The sequence below is a fragment of the Barnesiella propionica genome, assembly GCF_025567045.1.
GTDB lineage: Bacteria > Bacteroidota > Bacteroidia > Bacteroidales > Barnesiellaceae > Barnesiella_B > Barnesiella_B propionica.
Window position 1 is genome coordinate 189,941 of the sequence record NZ_JAOQJK010000001.1, and the last position, 20,565, is coordinate 210,505.

13 protein-coding genes are annotated in these 20,565 nt (G+C 41.3%); 9 read left to right on the forward strand and 4 right to left on the reverse strand.

Annotated elements, in window-relative coordinates; translation table 11 throughout:
- Positions 1 to 1,158 (forward strand): molecular chaperone DnaJ, encoded by a 1,158-nt coding sequence (gene dnaJ / locus OCV73_RS00855; protein WP_147548403.1) that lies wholly within the window; start codon positions 1 to 3, stop codon positions 1,156 to 1,158.
- A 120-nt stretch (positions 1,159 to 1,278) separates the two neighbouring features.
- The gene (locus OCV73_RS00860) at positions 1,279 to 2,229 is read left to right on the forward strand and encodes a tRNA-dihydrouridine synthase family protein (protein ID WP_147548404.1); all 951 of its coding nucleotides are present in this window, start codon (positions 1,279 to 1,281) and stop codon (positions 2,227 to 2,229) included.
- Between the two features lie 54 nt (positions 2,230 to 2,283).
- Here the strand turns inward: OCV73_RS00860 and OCV73_RS00865 are convergent, their stop codons facing one another.
- On the reverse strand, positions 2,284 to 3,777 hold the full coding sequence (locus OCV73_RS00865; RefSeq protein WP_147548405.1) for a glycoside hydrolase family 10 protein: 1,494 nt from the start codon (positions 3,775 to 3,777) through the stop codon (positions 2,284 to 2,286).
- A gap of 348 nt (positions 3,778 to 4,125) precedes the next feature.
- Here OCV73_RS00865 and OCV73_RS00870 point away from each other — a divergent pair, with 348 nt between their 5' ends.
- A complete protein-coding gene (locus OCV73_RS00870) occupies positions 4,126 to 6,750 on the forward strand; it encodes a valine--tRNA ligase (protein WP_147548406.1) in 2,625 nt (874 codons plus the stop codon).
- Between the two features lie 84 nt (positions 6,751 to 6,834).
- Here the strand turns inward: OCV73_RS00870 and OCV73_RS00875 are convergent, their stop codons facing one another.
- From OCV73_RS00875 to OCV73_RS00885, 3 genes are all read right to left on the reverse strand, one after another.
- On the reverse strand, positions 6,835 to 7,464 hold the full coding sequence (locus OCV73_RS00875; protein WP_167551184.1) for a DUF4923 family protein: 630 nt from the start codon (positions 7,462 to 7,464) through the stop codon (positions 6,835 to 6,837).
- 375 nt (positions 7,465 to 7,839) lie between these two features.
- Positions 7,840 to 9,153, reverse strand: coding sequence for a UDP-glucose dehydrogenase family protein (locus tag OCV73_RS00880; RefSeq protein WP_147548408.1), 1,314 nt, complete (start codon positions 9,151 to 9,153; stop codon positions 7,840 to 7,842).
- A gap of 259 nt (positions 9,154 to 9,412) precedes the next feature.
- Complete coding sequence (locus OCV73_RS00885; RefSeq protein WP_147548409.1) at positions 9,413 to 11,050, reverse strand: T9SS type A sorting domain-containing protein; 1,638 nt, start codon at positions 11,048 to 11,050, stop codon at positions 9,413 to 9,415.
- Between the two features lie 590 nt (positions 11,051 to 11,640).
- Between OCV73_RS00885 and OCV73_RS00890 the strand changes: the two genes are divergently transcribed.
- The 6 genes from OCV73_RS00890 to OCV73_RS00915 all read left to right on the forward strand — a co-directional run bounded on the left by OCV73_RS00890 (position 11,641) and on the right by OCV73_RS00915 (position 20,562).
- Positions 11,641 to 12,771: a PCMD domain-containing protein gene (locus OCV73_RS00890; protein ID WP_147548410.1), complete on the forward strand. Its 1,131-nt coding sequence runs from the start codon at positions 11,641 to 11,643 to the stop codon at positions 12,769 to 12,771.
- Positions 12,772 to 12,782: 11 nt separating this feature from the next.
- Positions 12,783 to 13,538 (forward strand): outer membrane beta-barrel protein, encoded by a 756-nt coding sequence (locus OCV73_RS00895; protein WP_147548411.1) that lies wholly within the window; start codon positions 12,783 to 12,785, stop codon positions 13,536 to 13,538.
- Positions 13,539 to 13,856: 318 nt separating this feature from the next.
- Positions 13,857 to 16,397: a DUF4493 domain-containing protein gene (locus OCV73_RS00900; protein ID WP_147548412.1), complete on the forward strand. Its 2,541-nt coding sequence runs from the start codon at positions 13,857 to 13,859 to the stop codon at positions 16,395 to 16,397.
- Positions 16,398 to 16,414: 17 nt separating this feature from the next.
- On the forward strand, positions 16,415 to 17,707 hold the full coding sequence (locus tag OCV73_RS00905; RefSeq protein WP_147548413.1) for a DUF4493 domain-containing protein: 1,293 nt from the start codon (positions 16,415 to 16,417) through the stop codon (positions 17,705 to 17,707).
- Positions 17,708 to 17,711: 4 nt separating this feature from the next.
- Positions 17,712 to 19,835, forward strand: coding sequence for a DUF4493 domain-containing protein (locus OCV73_RS00910; RefSeq protein ID WP_147548414.1), 2,124 nt, complete (start codon positions 17,712 to 17,714; stop codon positions 19,833 to 19,835).
- Positions 19,828 to 20,562 carry a hypothetical protein gene (locus tag OCV73_RS00915; protein WP_208062422.1) on the forward strand — a complete coding sequence of 245 codons (735 nt, stop codon included), beginning with the start codon at positions 19,828 to 19,830 and terminating at the stop codon, positions 20,560 to 20,562. Before OCV73_RS00910 ends, OCV73_RS00915 begins: the two co-directional genes overlap by 8 nt.
- The last annotated feature ends 3 nt before the right edge of the window (positions 20,563 to 20,565 follow it).

Genomic DNA, 20,565 nt, shown 5'->3' on the forward strand with positions numbered 1-20,565 from the left:
ATGGAAAAAAGAGACTATTATGAAGTGCTGGAGGTCGCAAAAAATGCGTCCGCTGATGAAATAAAAAAAGCATATCGTAAAAAAGCCATTCAATATCACCCCGACAAAAATCCCGGAGACAAAGAAGCCGAAGAAAAATTCAAAGAGGCGGCCGAAGCCTACGAAGTATTGAGCGACCCTGATAAAAGAAGCCGCTACGACCAATTCGGTCACCAGGGTGTAGGAGGAGCCGCAGGCGGAGGAGGTTTCGGTGCAGGCGGTATGTCCATGGAAGATATATTCTCACATTTCGGTGACATCTTCGGTGGAGGATTCGGAGGTTTCAGCGGATTCGGAGGTAGTTCCGGCGGAGGCCGTCGTCAACATGTAAACCGGGGATCGGACCTGCGGGTTAAAGTAAAACTGACCCTTAAAGAAATTGCGACCGGAGTAGAAAAAAAAATAAAAGTGCCCAAATACGTAAGCTGCTCTTATTGTAAAGGAACAGGAGCGGAAAACGGGACAGCCTATACTACCTGTACTACCTGTAACGGTTCCGGAGTAGTCACCCGGGTACAACAAAGTTTCCTGGGTCCTATGCAAACGACTACGACCTGTCCCACCTGTAACGGAGAAGGACGTATTATTACTAAAAAATGTCCTCATTGCAACGGAGAGGGCATAAGAAGGGAAGAAGAAGTCATTACTTTGAATATTCCAGCCGGGGTAGCCGAAGGTATGCAACTTACTATGAGCGGTAAAGGCAATGCTGCCCGTCACGGGGGAATCAACGGCGACCTGTTGGTGGTGATCGAGGAAGAAAAACATCCGGATCTGATTCGGGATGAAAACGACCTGATATATAACCTGATGCTCGACTTTACCACCGCCGCACTCGGAGGATCGGTAGAAGTGCCTACCATAGACGGAAAAGCGAAAGTAAAAATAGAAGCAGGTACACAGCCGGGGAAAGTACTCAGATTAAGAGGAAAAGGTTTGCCTTCCGTTAACCGATATGGCGTAGGGGATCTGCTGGTAAACGTTACGGTATATGTACCGGAAAATCTGTCTGCCGATGAGAAAAAAACAATCGAAGGGTTTAGAAATTCCGGTAATTTCACCCCCTCTTTATCGGTTAAAAACCGTATATTCAGCAAATTAAGACATATGTTCGAGTAAACCGCAATACGATTATAGACTGACAGCCTTTATCTCTTAATGAATAAAGGCTGTTTTTCTTTTAATACGGTTCTGTTTACCCCTGATTATAATTATATTTGACACCATAAAAACAAAACGATGTCAGCACCTTTACTCTCTATACATTTCGCACCTTTACAAGGTTATACACAGGCTGCATACAGGAATGCACATGAAAAAACGTTCGGAAGCGTAGACTATTATTATTCACCTTTTATCAGGATAGAGCATAATGAAATCCGGCATAAAGATATAAAAGACGTATCACCAGAAAATAACCCGACCGAAAAACTTATTCCGCAACTCATAGCTTCAACCCCGGACGAATTACGACGTATCGCTCATTTGCTATCCGATATGGGATATACCCGTGCCGATATTAATATGGGCTGCCCTTTTCCCCTTCTTACACGCAAACATAAAGGTTCGGGTATATTACCTTATACACAGGAAGCAGAAAATCTGTTACGTACTGTTTTGGAATTTCCCGAAATATCATTTTCGGTAAAAATGCGTTCCGGTCTCACAGAACAAAAGGAAAGCCTGGAACTGCTGCCGGTACTCAATGAGCTGCCCTTATCCCATATTACCCTGCATCCGCGATTAGGATACCAGCAATATAAAGGCATACCGGACAGAGAAGCCTTCCGCACCTTTTACAAACTATGCAGTAAACCGCTTATCTATAACGGCGATATATTGAAAATAAGCGACATACAAGCATTACAAGCAAGTTTTCCTAAATTATCCGGCGTTATGATAGGACGAGGACTCCTCCTCAATCCCGCTCTTGCACTGGAATACCGTACCGGAAAAAAACTTTCCCTAAACGAATATAAAAAAAGAATATACGATTTACATCATTCGGTCTATACAAAACTGGAACAGACCTTTGAAGGAGGAGAACATCAACTGCTTGCGCATATGAAAGTTTTTTGGGAATACCCTGCAGAAAATTTTGATAAAAAAGCGGCAAAACGTATAAAAAAATCGGCACGGACAGAGAATTATTTACAAGCCGTCAGAGAGTTATTTTCGGAAGATATATAAAAAAGGAACGGCCGGAAAATTTCCGGCCGTTCCTTTTTTATATCCTGAGAAAAATCAAAGTTTCACTTTGACATTCTTTCCTTTTACACTTTCATTGTGACAACGGTCAACAGCCGTCACTACATACACATAAGACTTGTTTCCCTTTTCATAAGGCAGCTTATAAGCCGTATTACGCGTAGTCGTTACTAACGCATCTCCCCTGCTCAGATCGATAGGTTCACCTTCGGCAAAGCGATAAATGCAATAATAAACAGGCTTTTGCATTTCATCTTTGGTATTTTTACCCTTCCAGCTCAGCATATACCCGTATTCCGTCCATTTGGCTTTCAGGCTCTTCACCTCATCGGGTGCTTTATTATCGATAAACGTATATGCCGGTATCAATGCCGGTTTGGAATGATAGTTATTTGCCAGCTCATCGGCTATCCCTTTATAATTCCTCGTTACCGAATATCCCGGCCACATGCAGTTACCATGTATATTATCCAGATAACGACTTAATTGTATCTTATGAGCCAACTGGTTAGAACCTTCCATCAGATCGGGGGTATCCATCGTACGGCCTACATCCTGTCCCACATACATATGACGGCCGTTCGTATTCTCGTTCCACCAATAAATAAGAACCTCGGAACTGGCGACCTTATGCTCCAGAGTCCAGTATAATTGAGGCAGCATATAATCCACCCATCCTTTTTGTGTCCACAAAAGAACATCGGCATACAAATCGCCATAGTTTTCCAGACCGTTGGTTTTACTTCCGCCAGGCATATTCCTTTCATTACGGTAAATACCAAAGGGGCTGATACCGAAACGTACCCACGGTTTAGTCTTCACGATATCTTCATGAATACCCTCTATCAGTTTATTTACATTATCACGTCTCCAGTCACCCAGGGTCATGCCGTTACCATAACGTGCATAACTGGCTTCATCGGGAAACGGTACACCGGGTTTGGGATAAGGATAAAAATAATCATCCATATGAATAGCATCCACATCATAGCGGGTAACAATATCGTTCACTACCTTTACAATAAAATCACGGCACTGCGGCAACCCCGGATCGAAATATTTCTTGCCGTCATATGTAACGAACCATTCCGGATGTTTATAAAATACATGATTAGGAGGCAGCACTTCGTTATTGGACGTGGTTACGCGATAAGGATTTAACCACGCATGCAATTCCATATTTCGTTTATGACATTCTTCAATCATAAAAGCCAGAGGATCCCAAAGGGGAGTAGGAGCCTGGCCTGCCGTACCCGTTACAAAACGGCTCCAGGGTTCCAGTTCCGAAATATAGAATGCATCCGCTTGCGGACGTACCTGAAAAAGAACGGCATTAATTCCGGCTCTTTCCAGTTTGTTCAGTTGATCTACCAGATAAGCCCGGGTTTGCTCCGGATTCATCTCTTTATACTGTCCCTGGGAAACAGTATGTAACCAAGCTCCCCTGAATTCGCGTTTGGGGTGCTGCTGAGCCATAGAAGTCAATACACTTAAACAGCATAACAATAATGGAATAATACGTACAGACATAAGGATTAATTTATTTTGGTAACACTTTTTTTGATTAATACAGACAAAAATAAACAATTAATTTCATTTTTCCATAAGGCTAACGTCGTTTTAGTTTTTTTGGCAAAAAAAGAATCTTTGCTACATTTTATATCTTTCCAGACCTTTCAGCCGTATATATAAATTTTGAAACCTGATGTATAAAAATTCCGAAGCAGATTTACCTGATAAATTAATTCGATTATCGCATGTAACTCATACCTCCTTTTTTTAAATATCTTCGCCTCACGATAACGGAAATTTTATATCTTTGCGACTACTTTTTAAAGACTTATAGAAACAGATAGAACAAATCAAGGAAATAATAATATGAACGAACTTGCCACAAAGTACAATCCCGCCGATGTAGAGGAAAAATGGTATAGCTACTGGCTGGAAAACGGATTATTCAAATCTAAGCCCGACGGTAGAGAACCTTATACGATCGTTATACCTCCGCCCAACGTCACCGGAGTGTTGCACATGGGACACATGCTAAATAACACTATACAGGATATACTGATACGCCGTGCCAGAATGGAAGGCAAAAATGCATGCTGGGTACCGGGAACCGACCACGCTTCGATAGCCACCGAAGCCAAGGTAGTAAATAAACTGGCAGCAAAAGGAATCAAAAAAAGCGACCTTACGCGGGAAGAATTCCTGAAACACGCCTGGGAATGGAAAGAAGAACACGGGGGAATTATCCTGAAACAATTACGTAAACTGGGCGCCTCCTGTGACTGGGACCGCACAGCCTTTACTATGGATGAAGAACGTTCGGAAAGCGTTATAAAAGTATTCACCGACTTGTATAACAAAGGGCTTATTTACCGCGGAGTACGCATGGTGAACTGGGATCCTAAGGCCCTGACCGCCCTTTCAGACGAGGAAGTAATTTACAAAGAGGAACACAGCAAACTATATTATCTTCGTTATTATATCGAAGGCGAAGACAAATATATCGTTGTAGCGACTACGCGGCCCGAGACTATTCTGGGAGACTCGGCCGTATGTGTAAATCCCAACGATGAAAGATATTCTTTCCTGAAAGGGAAAAAGGTTATCGTTCCATTGGTAAACCGCGCAGTGCCCGTCATCATGGATGAATATGTGGACATAGCATTCGGTACAGGATGCCTCAAGGTTACTCCGGCACACGATGTGAACGACTACATGCTGGGAGAAAAATATAATTTGCCTGTCATCGACATATTTAACGATAACGGAACGATAAGCGAAGCCGGACAGTTATATGTCGGGATGGATCGTTTCGACGTTCGTAAACAGATCAGCCAGGATCTCCAGTCGGCAGGATTGCTGGAAAAAGCAGAAGATTATGACAACAAAGTCGGTTATTCCGAACGTACCAATGTAGTCATCGAACCGAAACTCTCGATGCAATGGTTCCTGAAAATGACCGAAATATCGAAGCCGGCCCTGGATGCTGTCATGAACGACGAAATAAAATTCCACCCGGCAAAATTCAAGAACATCTACCGTTACTGGATGGAGAACGTAAAAGACTGGTGTATATCGAGACAGCTATGGTGGGGACATCGTATTCCGGCCTATTTCCTTCCCCAAGGCGGATTTGTCGTAGCCGAAAGTGCAGAAGAGGCACTAAAACTGGCACAGGAAAAAACAGGAGACAAAACTCTTACCATAAAAGACCTGAGACAAGACGACGATTGTCTGGATACCTGGTTTTCTTCCTGGTTATGGCCTATCTCCCTATTCAATGGTATAAACGCCCCCGATAACGAAGAAATAAACTATTATTATCCTACGAACGATCTGGTAACTGCACCCGATATTATTTTCTTCTGGGTAGCGCGTATGATTATCGCCGGATATGAATACCGGCAGGTAAAACCGTTTAACAATGTTTATTTTACAGGAATCGTAAGGGATAAACTGGGACGCAAAATGTCCAAATCATTAGGAAACTCGCCCGATCCCCTCGAGCTTATTAAAACTTATGGGGCCGACGGGGTGCGTATGGGGCTCATGCTGGCAGCTCCGGCAGGGAACGATATTTTGTATGATGATTCCTTATGCGAACAAGGGCGTAATTTTAACAACAAAATATGGAATGCATTCCGGCTTGTTAAAGGATGGGAAGTAAACGAGACAATAAAACAACCCGAATCTTCGGTCATCGCTATTGAATGGTTCGATGCACAGTTGAACCGTACACTGGCAGAAGTCAAAGACCTTTTCAGCAAATACAGACTCTCCGAAGCATTAATGGCGGTTTACAAATTATTCTGGGACGAATTTTCCTCCTGGTATCTGGAACTCATAAAACCGGGATACCAGCAGCCTATCGACTCGAAAAGTTATCAGGCCACACTGGGGTTCTTTGAAACACTGCTGAAACTGCTCCATCCGTTTATGCCGTTTATTACAGAAGAATTATGGCAACACATCGGAGAACATAAAACCGGAGAGAGCATCATGGTAGCCAGAATGCCTGAACCTAAGGAATACGACAACGCAATTACCGAACGTTTCGAAACAAGCAAACAAATCATAGCAGGAATACGTACCGTTCGTTTACAAAAAAATATTCCAAACAAAGAATCGCTTTTACTGCAAGTAACGGGTGAACACGACAAATCTAACGATTGTGTGATCATGAAGCTTACAAACTTATCCGCTATAGAACCGGTAAAAGAAAAAGAGGCCACAGCAGCTTCATTCCTCGTAGGGACGACCGAATATTCTATTCCGTTAGGAAATAATATAGATGTAGAAGCCGAAATTAAAAAACTGGAAGCAGAGCTCTCTTATTTACAGGGATTCCTCGGTTCCGTAAACAAAAAGCTAAGTAACGAACGTTTTGTAAATAATGCGCCTGCTACCGTTATCGAGACCGAACGTAAAAAACGATCCGATGCGGAAAGCAAAATAAAATCGTTGGAAGAAAGTATCGCTGCATTGAAAAAATAAAGAAATATTATCCTATAAAGGAGAACGGCTGCAATAAAAATTGCAGCCATTCCTTTTATAATTTACAAAGAATAAACCATCTTATTATTTTTTCATTTCCACTCCCATGAGAACACCTTCATATTCATCCAGTAAAGAGTTAACTGTCTTGAGCGCGGTACTTTGTGAACGGGAAGCAATGATTTTAAATATATTCACGAATTTTTGGGCATCGAAAAGCATATTCATCGTATTGCCTTTCACTTCTATATCGGCAGGAAGCTGCCCGATGGGTATAGCGCCTATTGCCTTAAACGTAAGTACGAATTTATCATTCTCTTTTGCAACCGTTCCCCGGATAGGAGTCTTTCCGTAATTCATGACGAACGTACTGTCGGCATTAAACGTAAAACCGAAATTACCAGAAGATATACCTATTTTCTGATAATAAGGAACCAGCTTGGTTTCCAGTTGCGATGCTACGACCTCACCGCCTGCTGATTTAAGAAAATCCTCACTTTTAAATTTACAGGACGGTGACTGATAAAGCCATTTTCCTTCCAGGGCTGCCACTGTCAATTCTTTGTTAGTGCCCAACACCCCGTTAATAACTTTGTCCACACTACCCGAATTAAGCAAATCTTTTAAAGAAAACTGGGCCATTGCCGGTAAAAACGAAATGACAAACAGGCAACATACAATAAATAAAAACTTTACATTAAATACTATTTTCATCTCTCTTGTCATATTAAAAAAATATATATAGCAAAATTACAATTTTTACAGATATAAAATTTACCGGCATATACGTTTTCCGCATAATTACCTACATACATCTTATTAAACCATAAAAAATATTACCTCACGAACAAAGGAAATATCCAGACGTTATATGATACAAAAGGATTTATTTCCTGATGTTGTATACAATCCGCCTCCATTACGGACGTTTCGGTAAAAGGAGGAGCAGCCGGAATTGTCCGGGGGCGGATTCTAAACCATTTTCATGAAATATTTTCTTTCATTAAAAGGCAGACTTTCTACCGTTCTACGGGCGTGAAAGTCTGCCTTTGCTTTACACCTACCTTATATTTTATTTATGTATGGAAATTACCTACCGATACAATGATATTCAAATCCATTCTCTTGCAGTTCGTCTATATCATAGATATTCCTACCGTCCAATATCAAAGGATTACTCATTGTTTTCTTTATCTGTATCCAGTCAGGTACACGGAACTCTTTCCATTCTGTAACGATCAGCAAGGCATCCGCATCTATAGCTGCTTCATATATGCTGCGTGCATATTCCACTTTATCACCTACCCTGCGACGACATTCATCCATCGCTATAGGATCATAAACCTTTATTTTCCCTCCGGCCCGGAGTATTTTATCTATAAGAATAAGCGCCGGAGCTTCACGCATATCATCCGTCTCCGGTTTGAAAGCCAATCCCCACATCGCAATGGTCTTTCCTTCTATCCGCCCGTTAAATGCCTTCATCAATTTTTGGAACAAAACCTCTTTCTGTCTATGGTTTACACTTTCTACAGCTTTCAGTATCTGCATATCATATCCATGTTCTTCGGCTGTTTTAATAAGAGCCTTCACATCTTTCGGAAAGCACGAACCTCCATAACCACAACCGGCATAAAGAAAGCGGCTGCCTATCCGTTCGTCGGAACCAATCCCTTTTCTTACCATATTTACATCCGCCCCTACCAATTCGCATAAATTAGCTATATCGTTCATAAAACTAATACGGGTAGCCAGCATTGAATTAGCAGCATACTTAATCATTTCGGCCGAAGGTATATCGGTAATAATCAGGCGATACTTGTTTATCATAAACGGTTTATACAACCGCGTCATCAATTTTTCCGCGCGGGGAGAGTCCACTCCGACCACCACCCTGTCGGGGCGCATAAAGTCATTTATAGCATTGCCCTCTTTCAGAAACTCGGGATTAGATGCGACATCGAAATCAATATTTACTCCTCTTTTTTCTTGCTCCCGCCGTATAACGTCTTTCACTTTTACAGCCGTACCTACGGGAACTGTACTTTTAGTTACCATAAGAATATATTTATTCATATGAGCGCCTACAGTACGGGCCACATCCAATACATAACTTAAATCGGCTCCTCCGTCTTCATCAGGAGGAGTACCTACCGCACTAAAAACGATATTGGCATTATTAAGACAAGACTTCAGATCGGTCGTAAAACTCAACCGACCGGCTTTATAATTACGGGCCACCATCTCCTCGAGTCCCGGTTCATATATAGGAATAATCCCTTTTTTAATATTTTCAATTTTCCGGGTGTCGACATCCACACATGTAACATCTACCCCTATTTCAGAAAAACAAGCACCTGTAACTAAGCCAACGTAACCTGTGCCAACAATAATTATTTTCATAATACAAATTTACTTATTAATCGGGAACCGACACCTTAATATATTAAACAACACAATAAAATAATCACTTAAATATTTTACTCGGCAAAAGTAAATATTTTTCCTCAAGGATAAGATAAAATATTAAAAATTTAACTGTGATCCGCAAAGACGTAGAGGTGCTCACAAAAATAACCCGGATAAGATATACGACATCTATCCGGGTTATTCATATTTAGAAAAAAGTTACTCTACTAATCAAAAGAAAATCATCGAACGATTACCTTATAAACTTGAACGATTTAGAACCATTCTCACTGTTCACAACCAGTATATAAACCCCTTTTTCGAGATTGGCAGTAGGAATAACGGAGCTTATCATACCTTTTCCTACAACGGCTCCATTCAACGCCACGACCGTATATGTTCCGTTTCCTGCATTGCGCAAAGTAATGCCTTCTCCGGTATTGATTATCTTCATTTCTTCCCTCTTTGTTACATTATCAACTCCGGCAATTATTTCGGCCAGATTGGATGTAATATACGTACGGGCAAATAAATTGCCGGAATTAAGAATATCGAGGGTCAATTGTTTTTCCCCCGTCATAGGAAGATTCGCTTCTATAAGCATATCCGTAGCTAATGCATTCGATTCATATGTTTTCACATACACTCTTCCTACCATAGCCGTTTCCGCAACTTCGGTAGTTATATCTATTTGCGAAGTCTGAATACGTTCCGTAGCACCGTCAGGTAAAATCTCGGTCTTCAGGCTGAATTGCGTATCTTCTTTGGCGGCAAATTGCTGTATCATCATTCGTACGGCATTTGCAGGGACTATAGCTTCTGCAATACCTGGAACAGACATAGTTAAAAAATAATCGGCCGTATATACGGAATCCACAGGAGCAGAAGCTACAACAGGATTAGAGCTCAGACTATACTCTTTCATGGTAATTTCATTCTGAGTATCGCCTGCATTCATCGAGAACCAGTACTTATTATAAGTAGAACTTACTCCTTCTGTATAACCGACAAGAGTTGCATAGTACAGAGGGAATTCTTCCGAACCTCCCAATAAACCCATTAAATCCAAACCTATATAAGCATCTCCCGTATTTACCTTTGTACCATCGGAAATTACAGCATAAGAATTAGCGACGACCGGTCCTCCGAATAAAGCAGAAAATATATCCAAGGTAACACCGTAATCATTTTCCAGAGCAGGAACCATAGCTACCAACAGACCAACTATTCCTCCCTCGTCCTGCTGGTTAATATCCACATTGAAAACAAATGCGCTGTTATCATCCTGAGCAATAGTCAGATTTAATAATTCAGATTTAAAATCGTCCATACCTACAATAGAATAAGAAACGGTCAGTTTAAGGAGCGGAGCATCTGCCGCCGCACCTTCATCTCCATTCGTAGCTACATCGAACATGATTTTCATCCAAGGAGATCCCATCATCTTTACAGTCAGAGCAGACGGTATATTAAGATTGATATTAAAAGGATTTACGGGTAATGTTACCGGTACAGTATTCTCATAGACCAGCGTAATCATCGGGACCATGCCTATAACATTCCCGGCATCATCGCTCGCTTCGGTATAAAGAAGTTCGGTACTGTCAGGAATAAGATTGACATCGACCATAGGAGGTTCTTCTCCTTCCGCTTTCTTCATTTTCACCGATTTCATCAACTGGCATCTGGAAATAACTTGCGCGTCCAATGCTGGAGCCGAGAACAGATCTATGCCTAATTGTTCTTTCAACGGACTTAAAATATAAGGTAGCGCTTCCTGCAAGGCACTTTCCTGCTGTTTGGTCAAACGTGCCGTTTGTGCCGCTTGTACAGATACTACGGACATGGACATTATGACCGCAACAAATAATAACGTAAAAATTTTCTTCATAATCAATTGTTTTTAATCTTTCAAAACATCACGTTTCAATCCTAATTTTATAAATACATTTCAAACCTGGGGACAAAGTACGGCCTTTAATACCTAATAAACAATAGCTAAAATTAATAATCGATATCCTATTATTAATATTTTCAAAATATTTCCTCGACCATCCATATTCTATTATTACCGAAACCAGATAGTTTCATATAAACGACAAAGACATAAAGAGAACATTTTTATTATTTCCTATGTTTACATAGGAGAAAAATAAACCGTTTTTAAACAGATAAAAAACAAGATATAAAAATTTCATATTAATACGAAAGTAAAGAATGATTACAATAATAAAGATCCCCGATTATAAAATCCAAACAGCAAATACTTATTGAAAAACCATACGATAATATATATCACTCCCGATACAAGATTTTTTTTATCTCATTCATTTTGAGAGTTCGGTTATTCTATCTATTTTTACCGGCGAAATATGATATATGTTTTTTCGTACATCAAGCTTCTGTACCTTTAAAGATACATTTCAACACCTGTAATTAAGGAAAAAAGCAAGATTCCCACTGTATTAAAACAAATATTATATGGCACGAATATTACTGCGTCTCTCTTCTGCTCTGGCTTTAATATTATTTTTATTCTCATCCTGCATACAGGATGAACCCTTAAATCCCGAGGCAGACATTTTATTTTTTGATGTTAAAGAAGACGTCGGACAGATTATCCCCGACCTTACCGGAGCACCCACCGACATATTGGTATATTATTCAAAAGGTGATCTCACAAATGAGAAACTGACCCCTATCATAAAAATTACCGAAGGGGCTACAATTTCACCATCACCCGATATTCCCCAGAATTTCAGTAAAACCGTCGTCTATACGGTTACCTCCCAAGACCGTAAACATGTACGTACATACCGGATAACATTCACCAAAGTAATCCTCGACACATACAATTTCGAAAATTGGGAAATTAACTCCAATTACCATTACGCAACTCCTTATGAATACGACGGGGATAACAAAATATCTTTGTGGGATTCCAGCAACCGGGGAGTCGTACTATATCAGAGATTCGATAACCAGGAAGATTATCCGGTACATTACACCACGAACCAGCAGGAAATAATAAGAGGAGAACGTTCGGCTGTTATGGTCACCAAAGTCGGTCCGGGATCTATTTTTAATATACAGTATATTCCTATTGTAGCGGGTTCGTTATTTACGGGGAGACTCGTTCCATTAGAAGCCATGAAAGATCCGTTGCTGGCTACGAAGTTCGGTCAGCCCTATTATAAATTGCCGAAAAAATTTGCAGGATATTACAAATACCGGAGCGGAGCGGGTGATTATATACAATCGGACGGCAGCCGTTCACCCAATAAAAAAGATAAATGTTCGGTATATGCAGTTTTTTATGAACGAGACAGCAAACTAACGACATTAGACGGAACGAACATCCTTACCGATCCTCACATCGTATCGGTAGCCAGTATTAGTGAAGAAGAGCGTCTACAATCCAAAGGAGACGGGATGGCCTATTTCGAAACCAATTTCGAATACAGAAACGGCTATACGCCCGCATCTATCGATTTCGAAACAAAAAAATACAGTCTGGCCGTCATATTCTCTTCAAGTTACAATGGAGACCGCTACGAAGGTACTCCAGGCAGCCGGCTGGTCGTAGATGATATAAAAATTATAAACGAATAATCGCTACACAAATGAAAAAAAAATTTGTCATCATAAATATAATTTTCTTGTTCAGTCTCACCGCATTTTCACAATCCGATACGACTGCATTCCGAAAATGGGAAACTCATATTTCCGTAGGTTATACCATAGGAGGTACGACGCCTATTCCGTTACCATCGGAAATACGTAAAATCGATTCCTACCGGCCTGGGGCCAATCTGCTTTTAGCGGTAGATTTCACCCGGTGGTTCAACTCCGAATGGGGAATTACGACAGGCATAGGAATAGGAACACAGGGGATGTCTATTTCGGCGGACGTAAAATATTGGAACACCGATCTCGTAGTTGGCGACGGGGAAAGTACCGGAAGATTTACCGGAACCTTCAGCGGAAAGAACAAAACCAAAGTAAAAAACGGATTTTTACGCATTCCTATACAAGCCAGCTGGAGACCGTTGAAACGATGGACTTTCCACGGCGGAACGTATATATCCCTGCTTATCGATCCCAAATTCGAAGGAACAGCATCGGACGGATACATCCGAAACGGAGGTCCTACAGGGGATAGAATACAGGTGGAACAGGCTACATTCGATTTTTCGGATGAGCTTCGCTTACTGGATTCCGGACTTCTGGTCGGAGCCGACTGGCAATATAACAAACGTTTTTTTATTACCGGACAGCTGGCATGGGGATTCGTTCCGGTTTTCCCAAATCATTTCAGCGGCATCCCCTATAAAATGTACAATATTTATGCAACCGTAGGAATTTCATATAAATTATAATACTGAAACGATATTTGAGCCGGAACACAAACAAATATCTCATGTACTCCGGCTTATATACCGGTCGTTCAAGAATATCAATTCAGTAAAAAAAGATTCATTTTTCTCTTTTAATAATAAATCGTAATTTTCTATCCGGTTGTACTATAAATTATCAACAAACCAAGCGCAAAAAATTTTAAAAACAGGACAAAATAAACTTATCTAACATTTTTTATCGTATCTTTACCGCAATTTTGAGAAAGATTTATCCGAGGAAGATAATATTTACAAACAAAAAAACAATACTTAAAAAACAAGAAACATCACTATACTTATATGAAAATCAAAACCTTATCGTTATTAGGAGCACTAGCGATACTCACCGTATCGTGTGCTAAAGACGATAACAGAATGACGGGATACGGAGAACTGTCATTCCAGTTATCAGCCGATTACGAGGCCATACCCGTCTCGAAAGCATCGGCGGCCAGTCATAGTAAGGCGGAAAATGCTCTTCCCGACGTCGACAACTTCTCTCTTTCAATGACAAAGGAAGACGGCTCTTTCTCGAAAGAGTGGGAAAAAGCATCCGAATTTCCTCAAGAGTCAAAATTCCCCACCGGAAATTATACAATGAAAGCGTGGTACGGAGACAAAGACAACGAAGGTTTCGACAGTCCTTATTACGAAGGCACTACACGACTTTCAATCCGTGAAAATGAATTAAGCCATGCAGAGATAACCTGTTATCTGGCTAATGTAAAACTAACGGTAGAATATACCGAAGCATTCAAAAAATATTTTACCGACTATTCTACGACAATTCATTCGGAAGGAGGACAGTTCATCGAATTTACCAAGAACGAAGAACGAGCCGCCTATGTGAAACCGGGGAATATATCTATATTAGTAAAACTCACCAAACAGAACGGCGTATCTTCAACATTCGAACCGGCTGCTATTACCGGAGCTACCGGCCGTCAGCATTACCGTATAAAATTAGATGTAAACGAAGGTAACGTAGGAGGTGATATTCTTTCCATTTCTTTTGATGACACTACTGCAGAAGAGCCTATACAAATAGATTTATCGGATGAAGTCATGACTGCTCCTGCACCATTCTTCACTCTTACCGGATTCGAATCGGGAATCATACAGGAAATTAAGGAAAACAATTATGCAGCAGCAGGTACCGTATCTTCTTTTCTGACGGCAAGAGGAGGAATAAAATCCTGTACTTTAACGACAAGTTCCGCAGTCCTCATATCACAGGGATGGCCGGCAGAAATAGACTTGACGAAAGCCACAGAACAGCAAAAGACCATTTTGGAAAAATTAGGGCTTAAACTGAAAGGGCTTACAGGCAATGTAGATAAAATGGCCGTTATCGACTTTACGGAAGTTATTCCTTTTCTTCAATTACAGAACGGAGAAAGCGACCACGTCTTTACCCTGGTTGCAAAAGATAATCTGGGGAAGGTCAATGATCCTATTTCCCTGAATATCAGAAGTCTTGAAGCTGCATTCAGCCTGCAGGAACCCACTCCGGTAGCTGTAGGAAGTACATCGGCCATTATTCCTGTAATATTGGACGGAGATATTTCCAAGCTGAAGATCAGTTACATGAGTGATTTCGGAAGCTGGATAGAATGTTCTAACTTATCGGTCGTATCGAATACAGACAATAGTTATGAGATCAAAGCCGACATACAGGCAGGCAATACGTCCAAGCGCGTAAAAGCATCGTATATGAACGACAGGAAGGTTTCGAACGAAGTGATACTGAAAGTCATAACTCCCGAATACTCTTTATCGACATCGACCGAAGACAGCTGGGCTACTAAAGTAAATATTAAAATAACCACAAATACCGAATACGAAGATATTGTAAATAAATATTTAACAATATATAGTAAGACCGGAACCGGAAACTGGACAAAAGCAACTACCGTTAAAAACGGTACGACAATAACTGTAACAGGACTTACTCCTGCTACTGCATACAGTTTCAAAGGTACATGTACCGATGGTGTAAGCAATACTGTTTTCTCTCCGGAGATCACTGCGACGACCGAAGCCGCTCCCAATCTGCCGAACGGGAACTTTGAAAACTGGACAGAATGGTTATCCAAAGAAATAAATCTGGGCGGTAAATATTCCGATATTTCCGTTAGCTGGACGGCTATTTTCGATAAAACGACCCTTTCATCACAAAATCCTGACGGATGGGCAACCGTTAATAGTAAAACCGTACCGTCCGGAGCCAGCAATTCCTGGTTTATGGTTCCCTCCACATTACAAGCCGAAGGTGCGAATGGCAAAGGAGCATTGATCCGCAGCGTAGCATGGGATAACAACGGCAGTGATCCTGACAGGGCTTATTCTAAAGGTGGTAAAAACAGTCCTAAAAGCATAGCCATGAGATCGGCCGGAAAATTATTTTTAGGTTCATACACCTGTACCCACTCCGGAAACGGAATATCGGACGAAACGTATACCGAAGGATATGAATTTACGTCACGTCCTTCCGAACTTACCGGAATGTACACTTATACGGCCAAAGGAGATGATACCAACGGGACCGCACATGTAACGATAGAAAACCGGGACGGCGGCGCAACGACGGTGCTGGCCGAAAAGCGAATAGCCCTTAATCCCGTATCATCGTTCACGAAATTCACGATACCATTAAACTATACTAATACGGAGCTCAAAGCTACGCACATAAAAGTAATGTTCACATCCTCCAATAAATCATCTTATGATCAAGCAGATGAAACAAGCAACATACAAACGGCCAACAACGATGCTGTAAATATTTGTACATCCACAGGCAGTGAACTTTGTATAGACGATTTAACTTTTGACTATAAATAACGGTAATTGAAATATATATGAAAAAGACTATTTGGATTCTATTTATAAGCGCCGTTTCAGCCCTCGTACTTTCTTCGTGCGACAGGGAAAAACTGACATATGACGAGCCGGCTCCGGAAGTAAAGACAACAGGACAGCTCAACCTGAAATCCATGAAGGTAAATTATCAGGATAATTCCGAAGCAGTACAATCTGCGCCTGCATCAATAAAAAATATTTTAAAAGCTACATCCGCAGTAAGTACATCTTCTTTTATTGTAAAAGTACTGAACAGCGACAACGTAGAACAAGGGAAATGGATATATAGCGCCATGCCCGAAATCATTACTCTCAAAACAGGCAGTTATAAAATTGCCGTTTACTCTCAGGAAGAAGTTCAGTCCGAATGGGAGGCACCTTACTACTATGCAGAAAAAGATTTTGTGATCACCGAATCGTCCATCACAAATATAGGAACGCTTCTCTGTACTTTACACAATATTAAGGTTACTGTTACCTATGATGAAAAACTAAAAGCTCTTCTCGGAGAAGACTGTACAGTAAACATATCTATCGGTAAAGGACAACTGAAATTCTCAAAAGAAGAGACACGCGCCGGATATTTTAAGGCTGAAAAAGAAGAAAACGTATTGACAGCCGAATTTTCAGGCACAGTAGACGGCGAGACTGATGTTCAGTTATATAAAGTTTTTACCAGCGTTAAGGCCGGACAACACAGAATCGTTAAATTCACATTGAAGGATACCGACAACAGCAGCAATCAGGAAGAAGGCAGTGCCTCCGCCGGAATTACACTCGATGCATCATGCACGATCATCGACAAGAATATAAGCGTGGACGCAGGAGAAGAAATAATTCCGGACGATCCCAAACCGGAACCAGAACCGGAACCAGAGCCGGAACCGGATAACGCTCCTTCTATTACCGGAAAAGATTTCGATATAAACAAAGCTCAAAAAACCTCCGAGCTATCCACCGTAATCGTTCTTGTCAGTTGTCCCGAGGGTGAAACCGTTACAGGAATGACCGTCGATATAAAATCGCCAACCCTGACACCGGAAGAATTAATTAATGTAGGACTTAATTCCCATCTCGACCTCGTGAATCCCGGAGAACAAAAACAAGGATTGATAGACCTGGGACTTCCGTGGGGAGACCAGGTAAAAGGACAGAATAATTTAAAGATGGATATCAGCCAGTTTGTCCCGCTGTTATCTCTTTTAGGACCCGGTACTCATAAATTCGAGATAAAAGTAATTTCCAGCTCCGGTCAATCTGCAATAAAAACATTAACCCTCGTAACCGAATAAAACAATGAAAAGAAATATAAAAAACATTCTTGCCTTCGGATTACTATCAATGGGATTATTTACCTCCTGTACGCAGGAAAATAAATGGTTGTCCGGAGAAGGAAAACTAAACCTGAAAGTCAAAGTCACCGGAGACGTGAATATCATAAACCGGTCAAGAGCAAAAGCAGTTTCTACCATCGAAGACAGCTGCAAAATATACATCCGGAACGAAAAAGGACTCGTCCGTAAATATGTAGGCATCAACAATATTCCCGCCGAATTATGGCTGGTTACCGGAGATTACCGGGTAGAGGTCATTGCGGGAGACTCCGTAAGCGCTGCATTCAATACACCATATTACAAAGGTAGCTCTCCATTCACCATTACTCCGAATGAGGTAGCGCAAACATCGGTTACCTGCAAAATAGCCAATACGCTGGCCGAAGTTATTTTCGCTCCCAGCGTAAATAACGTGTTGAAAGATTATCACGTAACCGTATTCACAAGTTCGGGCAGCCTTACGTTCGACTCGACGACTGCCGATTTGATTGGTTATTATATGCTCAACGGTAATGAAACAGACCTGGGATGGAGTCTCGAAGGCATAAAAGGCGACGGGACCCCTTACACACAGGCCGGAATGATCAAAAATGTAAAAGCTACCACAAAATACAAAATGACATTCAACTACTCCGAAGAAGATTATCACGACGGAGGAGCTATTCTGGATATTCAGGTAGATGAAACAACCCTGGATATAACCGACGAAATAGTCATCGCAAAAAGACCTGAAATATCGGGTAACGGGTTTAATATAGCATCTCCCGTTTATTGTGAAGTAGGTATAGGTAGTGCCGTATCGGTCTGGATCAATGCATCGTCCGAATTGAAAAATCTGGTACTATCCTGCGATAAGTTTACTTCGCTGGGACTTCCGGTCAATGAATTTGATTTCATCACCATGACACCGGACGCATACAACACCGTATCATCTTTAGGAATAAGTCTTAAACGTGCATATAATGAAGAAACAGATCAAGACAATGCCAAAGTAATTTTAAGCGAACCATTTATCCAGAGCCTGCCGGAAGGACAATATTCTGTCCGGATTTCAGCGACCGATTCCAACAATAAGAATCAGACGGCCACGCTTAATATTACTATTTCGGATGCAACAGTAATGACCAACCCCGTAGTTTCGCATGAAGTATGGGCTACCCGTGCTACATTAAGGGGCAGCAAACTGAAAGAGACGGACAAACCTCTCCAATTCAACTATCGTATCGTGGGTGAAACTAACTGGACAACCGTCGATGGAATATTAGGGCCGAATGGTGAATTTACGGCGAACATCACAGGATTGATACCGGGTAAAGAATACGAGTATCAGGCTAAAGCCGGAGATGTAATTTCATCCGTTACACAAACATTCAAAACAGATGCCGCACCTCAATTACCGAACAACAGTTTCGAGAACTGGAGTAAAGGGGATAAAGACGTAGCTCTCATATACGGGACAGGAGAAAGCATGTTCTGGGACAGCGGTAACCACGGTTCCATAACAATGGGCGTAAACGTAACGGAATATGACGATACGACTTTCCATAGCGGAAGATACTCTGTCCGGCTTAAATCCCAGTTTGTAGGTATTTCCGCTTCAATCGGAAAATTTGCAGCAGGGAATCTGTTCTCCGGAAAATTCGCAGGAATGAGCGGAATGGACGGAAATCTCGATTTCGGTCGGAAATTCACAGCCCGCCCAGCCAAATTGAAAGGCTACTTCCGCTATAACGCCGGTATCGTGGATAAAGCGAATATCAGTAAAGTACCCGATATGCCTAACGGTAGTACAGATATAGGACAAATATTTATCGCGCTGGGTGACTGGGATGCTCCGGTAGCTATTTCTACGGCAGGGCCCAAATTATTTGATAAAAACGACAGCCATATTATTGCTTACGGAGAATTGCTCCAAACCACAAATACGCCGTGGACAGAATTTACCATTACTCTGGATTACCGTTCTTTGGAACGCATACCCAAATATATTATAGTAGTAGCTTCGGCAAGCAAGAACGGTGATTATTTCGTAGGCAGCACCAAAAGCACCATGTGGCTGGATGACTTAGAATTAATTTATGAATAACAAACAAAAGATAATCCTTATCCTTTCGTTGGTCATGGGCGTGATATGCGCTCATGCCCAGCGATTTGACAGAGGAATAGAACAACATACGTTCGTTCCCAAAGGCCAATGGACATTGGGCAGCTCCATTTCCTATTCAGAATATTCTTTCGATAACTACAAATTTCTGATTATCGAAGGCATTAACGGAAGCGGATATTCTTTTAAAATAAGCCCTGTATTATGCTACACATTTAAGGATAACATGGCTGCCGGAGGACGTTTCAGATACAATCGCTCACTGAACCGCATTAACAGTGCCGATGTAAAAATAGACGATGATCTCAATTTCAATGTAGACAATTTGTATGTACTGAGCCATAGTTATTCCGGAATAGCGATTCTGCGAAATTATATCAGCTTAGGCTCCAGTACACGTTTCGGATTATATAACGAAATACAGCTCACATTAGGAGGAGGCCAATCTAAACTGGTCAATGGAAAGGGCGATTCTCTTACAGGTACTTTCGAAACATCATTCGACGCCCAGATAGGTATGTCTCCGGGGCTTATAGCGTTCATCAACAACTTCACGGCTGTCGAAGTAAGCGTAGGTGTACTAGGATTCAATTACAGTAAAGTGCGCCAGGTAACCGACCAAGTACAGTTTGGGGAACGGAATTCGAGTTCGGCAAATTTCAGGATCAATCTATTTTCTATCGGCTTAGGCATCGCATTTTATCTATAATAC